The organism is Janthinobacterium sp. BCJ23, assembly GCF_059617945.1.
The window spans coordinates 984,045-996,249 of the sequence record NZ_JCAQAW010000002.1 but is presented as its reverse complement, the minus strand read 5'-3'; the positions used below and the strand labels follow the sequence as shown (position 1 = coordinate 996,249).

The 12,205-nt window shown below is 58.6% G+C and carries 10 protein-coding genes; 3 read left to right on the top strand and 7 right to left on the bottom strand.

From position 1 onward, the window contains the following. The first annotated feature begins 127 nt into the window (after window positions 1-127). The 3 genes from AC54AG_RS10485 to AC54AG_RS10475 all read left to right on the top strand — a co-directional run bounded on the left by AC54AG_RS10485 (window position 128) and on the right by AC54AG_RS10475 (window position 2,790). Complete coding sequence (locus AC54AG_RS10485; protein ID WP_034751992.1) at window positions 128-697, top strand: TetR/AcrR family transcriptional regulator; 570 nt, start codon at window positions 128-130, stop codon at window positions 695-697. Between the two features lie 66 nt (window positions 698-763). Then, window positions 764-2,404: a SulP family inorganic anion transporter gene (locus tag AC54AG_RS10480; protein ID WP_496630266.1), complete on the top strand. Its 1,641-nt coding sequence runs from the start codon at window positions 764-766 to the stop codon at window positions 2,402-2,404. Then, window positions 2,401-2,790, top strand: coding sequence for an Imm1 family immunity protein (locus tag AC54AG_RS10475; protein WP_331776146.1), 390 nt, complete (start codon window positions 2,401-2,403; stop codon window positions 2,788-2,790). The genes AC54AG_RS10480 and AC54AG_RS10475 overlap by 4 nt, the downstream gene beginning before the upstream one ends. A 104-nt stretch (window positions 2,791-2,894) precedes the next feature. On the opposite strand, the gene AC54AG_RS10470 is transcribed toward AC54AG_RS10475, so the two are convergent. From AC54AG_RS10470 to tssF, 7 genes are all read right to left on the bottom strand, one after another. Beyond that, window positions 2,895-3,374, bottom strand: coding sequence for a GNAT family N-acetyltransferase (locus AC54AG_RS10470; RefSeq protein ID WP_496630265.1), 480 nt, complete (start codon window positions 3,372-3,374; stop codon window positions 2,895-2,897). Between the two features lie 72 nt (window positions 3,375-3,446). Continuing rightward, window positions 3,447-4,574: a T6SS immunity protein Tli4 family protein gene (locus AC54AG_RS10465; RefSeq protein ID WP_254798354.1), complete on the bottom strand. Its 1,128-nt coding sequence runs from the start codon at window positions 4,572-4,574 to the stop codon at window positions 3,447-3,449. A gap of 3 nt (window positions 4,575-4,577) precedes the next feature. Then, entirely contained in the window at window positions 4,578-6,431 is a 1,854-nt protein-coding gene (locus tag AC54AG_RS10460) for an esterase/lipase family protein (RefSeq protein WP_496630264.1), read from the bottom strand. Continuing rightward, the gene (locus AC54AG_RS10455) at window positions 6,428-9,022 is read right to left on the bottom strand and encodes a type VI secretion system Vgr family protein (protein ID WP_496630263.1); all 2,595 of its coding nucleotides are present in this window, start codon (window positions 9,020-9,022) and stop codon (window positions 6,428-6,430) included. The genes AC54AG_RS10460 and AC54AG_RS10455 overlap by 4 nt, the downstream gene beginning before the upstream one ends. Window positions 9,023-9,034: 12 nt before the next feature. Further along, window positions 9,035-9,289, bottom strand: a complete 255-nt coding sequence (locus AC54AG_RS10450; protein WP_070304664.1) for a PAAR domain-containing protein — start codon at window positions 9,287-9,289, stop codon at window positions 9,035-9,037. 29 nt (window positions 9,290-9,318) lie between these two features. After that, the gene (tssG, locus tag AC54AG_RS10445; RefSeq protein ID WP_496630262.1) at window positions 9,319-10,344 is read right to left on the bottom strand and encodes a type VI secretion system baseplate subunit TssG; all 1,026 of its coding nucleotides are present in this window, start codon (window positions 10,342-10,344) and stop codon (window positions 9,319-9,321) included. Continuing rightward, window positions 10,308-12,113, bottom strand: coding sequence for a type VI secretion system baseplate subunit TssF (gene tssF / locus AC54AG_RS10440; protein ID WP_496630261.1), 1,806 nt, complete (start codon window positions 12,111-12,113; stop codon window positions 10,308-10,310). The genes tssG and tssF overlap by 37 nt, the downstream gene beginning before the upstream one ends. Window positions 12,114-12,205: the final 92 nt, after the last annotated feature.

Sequence of the window (12,205 nt, the reverse complement as noted above, 5' to 3'; positions counted from 1 at the left end):
GCTGGCCTCCTTGTAAACGAAGATCCAGTATCGGCGCGGCACCCGCATCAAACGGTGCGCTCGCTAACAGAGTGGCGAAAACGGGCGTAAAGTTATATGATGATTGACATAAATATGGGAGGGCAGCATGAAAGTGAGCAGGGAACAGGCGGCGCTGAACCGCGAGCGCATCGTGGAGGTGGCGGCCAGATTGTTCCGCGAAAAGGGTTATGACGGCATCGGCGTGGCCGACCTGATGAAGAACGCGGGCCTCACGCATGGCGGCTTCTACGGCCATTTCGCGTCCAAGGAAGACTTGATGATCGAGGCGTGCCAGCATGCCCTGGAGAAATCGCTGGAAGGCTGGCGGGCGAAGGCCGCCAGCGACCCGGAGCGGGCGCTGCCGGCGATTATCGACAACTACCTGACCACTCGGCACCGCGACCAGCCCGGCGGCGGCTGCCCGGCGGCCGCCATGGGCGTCGATGCGGCGCGCATGTCGCCCGGCGCGCGTCCCGTGTTTACGAAGGCGACGCAGCAGCAGTTCGCGCTGCTGGAAGGCTTGCTGCCCGACGGCGCACCGGAAGAGCGGCGCCAGCAGGCGATCGCCACGTTCGCCGCCATGGTGGGTGCCATGGTGCTGGCGCGCTGCGTCGATGACGAGGTGTTATCGGCGGAAATCCTCGACGCCGTGAAGGCGCAATTGCTGCAAGAGTAAGTACGTCCCCCTGTCAGCCGGCCTCGTCGCATGATAGGCTTCGGTTTTCAGATTTTGGGATCATCCATGCTGCTCTGGCTCAGGCAATACCGGCGTCCTCTGTTGGCCGGAGACATCACTGCCGGTATCGTCGTCGCCATGATGATGGTGCCACAAGGCATGGCTTACGCGCTGGTGGCGGGTTTGCCGCCCGTGGTGGGCATCTACGCCAGCATCCTGCCGCCCGTGCTGTACGCCTTGTTCGGCAGCAGCATGACGCAATCAGTGGGCCCGATGGCCATCGTTTCCCTGATGACGGCCGCCGCCCTGGCGCCGCTGGCCGATCCCGGCTCCTCCCTGTATATCGTGCTGGCCGCCCAGCTGGCTTTCATCAGCGGCCTCGTCCTGCTGCTGTGCGGCGTGCTGCGCCTGGGCTTCATGGCCAGTTTTTTATCACGCCCCGTGATCAGCGGTTTCAGCAATGGCGCCGCGATCCTGATCATCTGGGGCCAGATCACGCCGCTCCTGGGCGCCACCTGGCCCCACTGGCACACGCCCAGCCTCGTGCTCGGGCTGTCCGGCCTGCTGTTCCTGTGGCTGGCCAAGCGCTATCTGTCGCGGCTGTTGCAACGCTGCGGCCTGAACAAGGTGGCGGCCGACGTGGGCGCGCGCCTGGCGCCGATGGCGCTGGTGCTGGCCGGCATCGCGCTGGTCGCCTATGGCGGCCTGGAAGCGATGGGCGTGCAGACGACGGGCCACGTGCCCAGCGGTTTGCCGGGCCTGAACCTGGCCACCTCGAGCGCCCATTGGCGCACCTTGCTGTCGCCGGCGCTGCTGATCGCCTTCATCATCTTCCTGATGAGCATGTCCGCCGCCCAGACCCTGGCGCAAAAACGCGGTGAAAAGCTGCATACGAACCGCGAACTGCTGGGCCTGGGCGCGGCCAACGTGGCCAGCGCGCTGTCGGGCGGCTTCCCCGTCACGGGCTCGATTTCGCGCTCGGCCGTCAATTTCCAGGCGGGCGCCAACACGCCGCTGGCCAGCATCATCACGGCGGGATTGCTCGCGCTGGCGCTGGTGGCGCCCACGGGCTGGCTGGCCCTGCTGCCGCTGCCCGTGCTGGCAGCCACCATCATCTTTGCCGTCAGCAGCCTGCTGGACTGGGACACCTTGAAACTGTCGTGGCGCTACGACCGCAGCGATGCGCTGGCCCTGCTGGCGACGACGGCCGGCGTGCTGGTGCTGGGCGTGGAAGCGGGCGTGGTGATTGGCGTGCTGCTGTCGATGGGCACCCTGATCTGGCGCGCCAGCCGCCCGCACATCGCCGTGCTGGGCCGTATCCCGAATAGCGAGCACTTCCGCAACGTGGAGCGCTATGAAGCGCAAACCCTGCCCGACGTCTTGCTGCTGCGCATCGATGCTGGTCTGTTCTTCGGCAACGTCGAAGCCGTGACGGAGCGCGTGGAAGACGAGCTGCGGGGACACCCGACGGCGCGCCACCTGGTGCTGGTGCTGTCGGCCGTCAACCAGATCGACAGCACGGCCTTGCTGGGCTTGATCGAACTCAACAGCACGCTGATCAAGCGCGGCATCAGCCTGAACCTGGCCGAAGTAAAGGGGCCCGTGATGGACCGCCTGCGCCAGAGCAGCCTGCTGCACGACCTGAGCGGCAAGCTGTACCTGAGCACGGCACTGGCCATGGATGACCTGAGGGGGGAAAAAGCATGACGATGGAACTGAATCTGCATGGCGAGCCGCGTGTGGTCGATAGCATCCCTATGCTGGAACAGGCGCTGCTGGAAGCGCGCACCTTGGCCCAGTGCGAGCTGTGGCTGACCATGGCCGAAGTTGCGGAGCAGGGCCCGGCCCTGTGCATGCTGCGCAATGGCGGCAATGCCTGGCTGATGTATCTGTCGGGACAGGACGACCTGAGTTTTCACTCCTTGGGAGACGAAGAGGAAACGGGCGAATGCAGCTATCTGCTGGCCAATGGCCAGGTGGATGTGTATCCGGAAACATGGTGCGTGGATGTGGAACAATGCCAGCGGGCTATCGTCGCGTTTTTCAAGACGGGCGGCGCGCGACCGGCTGGCATTGCGTGGGAAGCGGATTGAAATGCTAACCCGCTGGACCTGGACGACGAGCAAGTGCGCCCTGATCGCGAAGCTGCAGCAATGCCTGGCCGAGTCCGAAGCTGCTGCCAGCAAAGACTGACGTCTCAGGCCGCCACCAGCTGCTTTTCCATTGCCACGCTCGCCAGGCTGATGCCGCTCGGATGCGCATACGCTTCCTCGCGCAAGGAGATAAATCCTGCGGCCTGGTAAAACGGCACGGCATTGAGCGACGCGGACAGGTGCAGGCGCGCAATGCCTCGTCCGCGCGCCAGTTGCTCCAGCGCCGCCAGCAGCCGCTTGCCGATACCGAGCCCCGCGCGCGCGGGATCGACAAACACGGCATCGACTTCGTGTTTGTCTACGTCCAGCATGGCATAGCCGGCAATGGCCTCGCCCTGCATCGCCACGATGCCGCCACCGGCAGCCAGCATGGCCGCATAAGCTGGCGGCACGAGCGAAGCCGTCCACACAGTAATTTGCTCCGGCGCATAATGCGTCGCGCAACTGACGCGCACGGCCACCGTGCGCAGGGCCCACAGGGCGTCGATATCAAGGGGCAGGGCGGGGCGCAGGGTGATGGGCATGGAAGCTTCCGGGGCAAAAGAAACATGCTAGCGCAATGGCTTGCATCACGCCAGCATGAGCTTATTCAGCTGTCACTGCGCTGGCTTGTCCGGATCGATGTAGTACGAACCCGGCGGCGCACCCGGCACTTTCACCCGGAACTTCAGGCCGGACAACAGCTTGTCCCACAATGCAATCGCCTCCTCATCGGTCAGCGACGATGCTTCGGCGGCGCCGACCATGTTGTGGGCGACTTTGGTGTACATGGATGCTTCCAGCACCGATGGATAGGCGATATCGCGCGGCGTACCCACCAGTGTCCATTCAAAATCATGCACGCCATCGGTACGCCGTATCAACGATTCCTCACCATGCCAGTGCTGCACGTCACGCTTGCCTTCGCGTAGCAGCGTGCGAGCAGGATAATTCTTGCCTTGTTGATCTTTCGCCTGCTGGATGCGGGCAAGTAATGATAATTCCCCACGTACTTTTGCATCATATTCAGCCGGAGGGTAGTCACCGTATGCATTTTTATTCGATGTAATGGAAAAAGTCACGTCTGGAAAGCTGGGGAAATACAGGCCTGCATCCGCCATCTCCTGACTTTCATACTTGTTGTCGCTCATGAAGCCATGTTCGATGCAATAGCCGGGTTCCTTGGGAACTTCATTTTCATCGTGCAGACGTAAGTTATTAGCGCGGACCATTTGATTTCCTATGGAATCTGCTATTGTTTCACCTTTTCTCGTTGATCCATCAAGAATAAATATATGATTTCCTTTTATAATATATGTCTTGAAAATTAAATGACCATCTTCCTTGGCGAATTCTCCATCATAGTATTGAAGTTGCCAGCTATTTTCTATTGGACCTTTTCCATTATATGTAATTTCAGAGGTTGGGTCATTTTTTTTTATTTTTTCAATTTCTTCTGCAATGCGTTCGTTTTTTTCTGTCACTCCGCCTGGTATGGTTTTAATTTCTGAAAGAATTGTTGTTCCTCCTGATATGAGTTGTGCTTCTTGCGGAACCTCTAGGGCATAGCGCCCGAAACATACAATTTTTGTTTTTAAAAATAGTGTTTCCAGGCGTTTGCTGAGTTTGAAATTTTCAGGCATTATGATCTCCTTGGCTGAATTTTTTTTCGCGTAGGCGGATAGGAATCCCATCGCAATAACTGTGATCGTGAGAAAAATTGTTTTCTTTATCTTATTATTCATGGATTAATCCCATTTTGCCGTCTTGGCAATTTGTACGATGGAATACAGCATGGATGCCATAACATTTGTATCGGCATAGCTGTTCTGGTGGTCATAACCATTCGCTTCCGTCATGCCATGTACGAAAAGTGTGCCTGTGATGTGCCGTGCAGAACGGTCTGACGGTACCGTCCCATCACCGCGCGCACTGGCTGGCTGTAGCTTTAATTTTAAGTTTTTTCCTCCGGCCTGAACCAGGAGTTGGCCCTTGCTATCATCTTCAAGTAATTTCCATTTTTCAGGTAGCGGCTCAAATTTATTCCACGGATCGTTAGAGCCGCTGTAAAGACCGTCAATTAATTTAAATACGACATCGCCGTAACTTAAAAAATTTCTGGAATCGCAATAGCTTGCATAAGTGTTTGGATGGAATTTTTTCTCTATGGACGATAGAAATTTTGAAGCATATTTTATTCGCTCCATTGTTCTTTCTATACCCCCGCCTTTTTCATAAGGGAGGTCCGCAGGGTTTACCCAGTTTGGATTGATTAGCCTCCACCATGCATTGGCTGGCTGAAGATAAATGCTTTCCAATGCAGTGGCCTTATCGCGAGGCCAGCTCCATAGAATTTTATCCTGTGCATCTACGATTTTCAGCCAATTCTGGCCATATGCCGCACCAGGCATCATTTCCAGTGGCGCCGGTGCATTTGCTAGAATGGCGGTGGCATGCATACCGTTGATGCCTAGAACGCTGGCCTCTATTTCGGCTATGGAGCCTTCCCTTTCCTGAAAGCCAAAACGCATGCGTTTATACGCCCCTGCGGCACCAATGGTTGGCATCACGTTGTGATAAATGCCCAGAATTTTCACATCTTTATCATCAAGCATCTTCCCATAGCTGGGGTGTATCAATGCACGGGCCAGCAAGCCCCCCATGCTATGCGTGACGATGATGACTTCGTTACATTTGAATCCGCGTTCCTGGTAGCCTTTGACCAGGCCGCGTAGTCGCTCTGCAATAGTGACTGCGGATACCCCATTGCTCTTGATAAAGTTGTAGCCCATCGCATGCACGGGGTACCAGCAAGGAGAAATTTTCTTTAAATCGCTTACGGTAATGGCTTTGCCAGATGACGCGCCAAAATTTGTTGGATCTTGCAAAAGCAGTGTGCCAAGACCATTTGTTTGACGCCAGACCGGATGTGGCTTACCGTCGGAAATCATGTTATTGAGATGTAATTCAGCGGCCCGCAACATTGTTCCGTATGCACCAGCAAATAACACTTCACTCCATCCTCGCCAACGGGCTATTTGTGCTGGGCTTTGATATGAACAAGCTTTACCTTGATTCGGGCTTGTTGTTGTCGCGACCCTGTTAGTTCCCATCAAAGGAGGAATGGGTGTAAAGCTGTCTGGCACATTTTGATGCCGTGCGTCTGCAGCTTTGGTTTCCGCGCCATCCGGATCGAAGCGGCTGTTGCTCTCCGTATAGTGGTAGTACTCGACTTCTGTTTCAGTGGGGTCAAACACCAATTGACGCTGCCGTGGCGACGCATCTTTGAACCAGCCACCCAAGCCATTGCCTGTGAGGACTGCCGTCTTGCCTCCCGCACCCATCATATCGTCTGGTCGCCAGGCCCGATTGTCTGAACGGCGCAATTCTTCCTGGCGAAGCTTGCTCATCCTTAGATTGCTGCCCATCACGCCTGGTAAGAAAATGACAGGAATTACTTTGCCTGGTGGTAGGGTGACGTCATGTCGCGCGGTATCTTTTGTTTCCGTCATCAAGACGGTGAGTTCCGCCCAGCCTCCCACGCCTTGACTAAACTTCGCAGGATGATTGCCGCGGTTATTCAAGTCATCACATTTGCTCATGGCAGTTCTCCCTTATAGCGAATAATGTAACTATCCATGCCGGTGGATTTTTGTAGTTGCGTGGAACCGTCTTCCGCGCTTTTGCCGGCCATGTTGCCGTCATCGCGCAGGATTTCAAAAGCAATGCCAACGGCCGGCGTATCGTCGGCATTCACTAGCAAGACCTCCTGATCAAAACTGCTGTGTGGCCGCTCATTAAATTCCTGCGACACGCTCTTCGGCGCCAAGGTTTCCAGGTTGCCGTTGAAGAGCACGGGGGAAGAGGTGAAGAACTGCACCTTGTCGCTGATTTCCAGCATGTGGTTGGCGCCGTGCAGGCGTACGCCTTTCTTGCCCTTGATGTTGACCCAGTCCGCTTCGCTGATCAGCGACAGGACTTTCTGGGCGAGGATTTCCACCTCGTCGCTATGGGCCTGGATGGACACCTTGCCGCTGGCGGCAATCAGTTTCATGCCGGCCTTGTGCACGAACAGGCTGAAGGTCTTGGCGATGCTGGCAAACATGCTGTCACCGCTGGCAAGTGAAATATGCTTGCTGCTGGTGAGCGCCACATGCTCGCTGGCGGCCAGGTGCATGGACTGGGCCGTGCTCAGCTCGATGCCGGCCGGACTGGCTAGCAGCAAATGCGGTTCGGACAGCTCCGGGAAATCGCCGCCGGCACCCTTGATGGCGGCGTTTTGCCGCTGGATGGATTCAGCGACGGCGCCCTGTTGTGCTGCGCTGTCTTGCGCACCCGCGTCGATGGCCATGCCGGCCAAGCCCTGCTGCAGTTGGCGTGCCTGCGCCAGGCGGGCCTGTGTTTCGTCGAGCTGTTTGACTGATCCCGTTCCTGTTGATGTTTCTGTGGTGATCAGCATGCCTTTGGCTGCGCGCAGGGCGCCCCAGGCGCTGCTGGCCAATTCAAAGCCCACACCGCGCGCTTCCCTGCGGCCGGCGTTGTCGTCGATGCGGGTGATGTTGCCCAGTGAAAGGCGGCTATCCTGGTGCTCGCTGCGCAACTGCGCCTGGATCGCGCCCTTGGTATCGTCGAGTACAAGGTGGTTGGCGCTGCGGGCGCCCAGTTCGCGGCTGCGCAAGCCGGACAGGGCGCGTTGCTGCGGCAGTTGCCAAGGCGGTAGATTGGCGCTATTGTAGACCACGCCAATGACAATCGGATGGTCGATATTGCCGTCCTGGAATTGCACGACGACTTCCTGGCCCACGCGCGGCAGGGCGATTTGTCCCATCTGCGGACCCGCCATCGGCATCATGACCCGTATCCAAGGCGAGCTGCGCTCATCGAATTCACCGAGGCGGTCCCAGTGAAATTGCAGGCGGATACGCCCCAGTGCATCGGTATGGATTTCCTCCCCGGCCGGTCCGACGACCAGCGCCGTCTGTACACCGGCAACGATGCATGGCGTGCTGTTGTAGCCGCGTCCCGGGCGCCAGCGGATGTCCCGGCGCACGCACAGCATATTGTTGACATAGTGGGAGGGTGCGTTCGGGCCGACCTGATAATTATTGCTGGCGCTATGCTCGACTGACAGGATCAGGTACTCGCGTTCGGCAATACTGTCCGGGCGTTCCTCGCCAGGCTGATAGCGCTTTTCCTCGGCGCTGAAATGTCCATTGAGCCGGAAGCAAAGACCGGGCTGCGCGCCACGGTGATTGCCGGCCGCCTCGAAATACTGGCGCAAATGGTCGCTTTCTTCCATGCGGCGCTGTGCCAGAGCTTCCCCGGCATCGACATCCTTATAGCCATAGGCGCCCGTGTTTTCATACAGTTCGTGGGCAAATACATCACCCTGGCGATTCAGCGAGTAGCCGCTGGCAAGGCGCGGTTGCGGATTTTTATAGTCGAAACTGGCCAAGGTCAGTTGCCCGGAGCCGATCCGGCGCACGGCTTGCCACTGTTGCAAGCCATCGTCTTCCATGGAACCCGACTCGGAGTGAAAACGCATGGCGCCGTCGCCGGACGCCGTGGCGATCATGTCAGCCAGGGTGCTGTTGTCTGCGAGCCATAGCGTATGGCCATCGGCGCGGTGCTCGTACCAGTAGTGCCAGCCCAGCGCTTCCCAGCGCCGGTGCAGGTGGTTGTAGTCGGTTTCATTGTGCTGGTTGGCGCAGGTGATCTGCGGATCGTCGCCATGGATGCTGGTTTTCCAGTCGCGCTGCTCGTAGTGGGCAAACGTCGTTTCGGTCAGCTGCATTACGCTTTGGCCATGAAAGGACACATTGTCCTGGCGCAGCCTGGCGAAGGCCAGCCATGGTTGCAGCACCATCCGGTACCACGCAAAGCCGCCATCGGCGCGCAGCAGGCAAAACTCGCCCACATAGCCGTTAAAGTAGCGCAGCGTACCATCGTCGCGCACCATGGAAATGGTCACCATGCGGCCCATCATGGCCTTGAGCGCAATATGCGCATCATCGGACAGTAATTCGGCCTCGAAACGGAAGTCGCGCGACACTTCCTCCCTGGCGGTCAGCGAATTGACCAGCAGGATGGCGCCGGCAGGTCCATCTTCATGGGGAAAGTCGATCTTCAGCAGGCGCCGTTCTTGCGCGGCGAGGTCGAAGGCCGACAGTGCCGCCTGGATGTTTGCATGCATGGCCTGCCTCCGTTACAGGGATGTGATCAGGTGGGCGCCACAGGCGGTGACGTCGCCGTCATAGGCGTACGGCTTGCCCATGTGTTTTGCGCCGGCGCCATCGGGCTTGATCGGGAAGTTGCCCTTGCACTTGGGGCAGAAGGTGGTGTCATCGGCCAGCGCCGCCGTCTTCCCCATCACGGTGCTGCCTGATGAGGCGCTGGTGACCTTGCCGCCGTGATCGGTTGCGTCTCCGAGCCGGATGACGCCGCGTCCCGTATGTTTCATGCTTGCCTCGCTTTCCAGTGATGGGCTGCTCAGGTCAGTTGCAGCAGATAACGCACTTCGGCGCCGCGTACCTTGCCTTGTGTTGTCTGCAAGAACGTCGTCCAGCCAAGACGTCGTCTTTCTGACGGGTTGGAACTCAGGAGCAGGGGGGTAATGCATGGCGGACTCAATATCAGCCGCACTTCATATTGCAGGTCTGGTACGCCAAACAGCGCCAGTATCTTTGCCAGCGCCGCCGCGCCGGTACTGCGCGGCAGGAAACGCTGCAGGCCGGCGGGATCCAGCGGGCCGAGATGCAGGCAGACACGCATGTCCTGACGCCAAAGCCGCAGGCCAAGCGTTGCGCCACGCGCCAGGGTAAAGTTGACACTGCCCAGCAGGCTGCGCCGGTTTTTTTCCAGATAGTCCCAGCCACCGAGAAATTGTTGCACGGTGACGGGTACGCCGCAGTACTCGGCCAGCACGGGGCCAATCGCCTGCGCGGAGACAGGGCGGCAGCGCAGCAGACCCGCGTACCAGGCCGCGACATCCTGCGTCACGGCGTCAGCTTCGCCGTTCGACGGCAGCGCACCGCGCCGCACGCCGGCCAGTGCCGTCAGCAAAGGCAGTTGTACATCCCTTGCCTGGGTCTGGAGCGTGGATTCCAGCCGATACTTTTCCCATGCCTGGTAATACAGCGTGAGCATGCGGTGTGAAAAGATATCGAGAAAGGCCGAGACGCCAGCATCTTTGCTCGAAAAACGGTAGGCGGCGATGCGTTCAGAGTGGTGCAAGGGCAGGGTGCCGCCGACGCCGAGAAAACGCATGAACGTCGGCGTCAGGGTCAGCTGTTCATTGCCGTCGAGCGATAGCTGTTCGATTTCACTGGCGGGAAAACTCAAGGACAAGCTGTTCTTGAAGCGCAACACCTGGCCGAAGGCTTGCGCATGGGACACGTTCTGCTCGCGTAGCCAGCACAGCAGAATTCGCACCGCCTGCACAAACTGGTAGCGGTACGGTTCGGCCAGCAGGTGTTGTACTACACCAGATTCTGCAGTCCGCTTCTTGGTTTGCATCGGATCAGCTCCTCTCCGCTTTGCCCTGACAGCACCACCAGTTCGATGAAACTGTTGATTTGCACATACAGCCCAAGAAAGAGATCGATCACCTGCACAAACAGGTGCATGCTGCTGCCGACGAACGCTTCTTCGTCCAGCGTGATGCGCACCTCCACGCCATGCGCCAGCGAGGTACCGCGCTTGTGCCGCAGCCATGTCGTGGCCGGCGAGTGCGCGAGTGCGACGATGCCGCCGATCTGGCGTTGCGAGCTTGCCGATTGAGACAGGTCATACAGTGTCAGCATTTCACGCAGTGCTGGCAGACCTTCCTGAACCAGCGCGTGATGATTCAGCGTCAGGTGCGAAATCAGCCGCCAGTGCAGGCCCGCGCCGGGTGAAAAGCATCGCGGCTGGCTGGGGCGTCGCAGCATGTGCAGTGCAGGTCCGCCGCCGCACGGTTGCAAGTCTCCTTGCGGCTGGCCGTATTTGAGCGACAGCGGAAGGTCGCGGTTACTGCAGGTCAGCGACAGCGACAAGCTGGCTTTTTCGTTGATCAAGGGATTGAAGTCGCTATCGACCAGCGTGATTTTCTTTTCGTGGCCAGGACTTTTCATGGCCAAAGCCATGTCGTGGCGCACGATCCAGTAATGGCCTTGTTGCCCCGCGCCCTCGCCATGGCGCAGGCTGTACAGCGGGCGAAATTCGGTCAGCGTGCTTTCGCCTCCCCGTTGGCGCAGCAAACGCACGGCATCGACAGTGACGACTTCGTAACCATGGGCATGGGTAGCATGGGCCAGCACGGAATAGTCGATTTTTTGCCGGGTGATGGCGATCGGCACGCCTTCCTGGCGGAAGAGGTTGACCGCCGGACTGCAGCCCAGCCTTAAGTTGTCGCTGGAAATACTGGACAACATGCGCGCCGCAGCGCAATCGGAGCGCAAACCGGCCATGCACAGATGCAGGGTAAAGCGCTGGCAACCAAGCGGCAGGGCAGCGCTCAGCGCCGCGATATCGATGTCGAAGAAATTGAATTTTTCCGGATACGCAAAATACTCGCTCAGGATGCGGTAGGCCGGTTGCGAACGGGCACCGAAAGGTATCAAGGCATCCGTGTCGGCGAAGCCGACGGGCGCCAAGGGGACGGCGGGCAGGGCCATCCACTGCGCCGCGTCGATCGACACAAAAGCGCAGACTGCATGCATGAACAGGGCATCGCGCAAGGCGGCGGAAAAAGAAGCTTCGCCATCGATGAAGATGCGCAGTGATGCGGGCGCCGCATCGAGATGCCGGATGCCGATGTTCAGCGAGGAACTGGCTGATGCTGGCAGGCGTACGCCTGGCGGCGGCTTGATCATCGCATCGAAAACCGCGCTTTCCAGTACCGATGCTCCGATCGTCATGTCGTAGACCGTCTTGAAGCGGCAGCGTACGCCACGTACCGGCGTGGCGTCCATTTCACTGCCGGCCGGCAGGTGCATTACACCCGCTCCAGCCGCTGGGACAGACTGATGGACGATGGTGCACGATGGAAAGGGGCGCAGATAATGTGGAAACAGGGCTTCGAACAGGGCTTCGGTAAATTGCGGGTAGTCGTCATCGAGCCGTTTCGAGATGCGTGCCGCCAGCATGGCCACCGATTCGATCAAGTGTTCGACGTGCGGATCCTCGCAAGACTCGCCGGACATGTGCAATTTTCCGGCGATTCTCGGATAGCGCTCGGAGAACTCACGGCAATGCCGCCTCAGCATCACCAGCTCGCGTTCGAAATACGGCAGCAAGTCCTCCATCTCTCTTTTCCTGTGTCTTTGCGGCGGAATGGCCAGTATCCGAGCGTTTGCTCCAAGGTAAATTGCGTTTGCGCAATAATTGAACAGGGTTG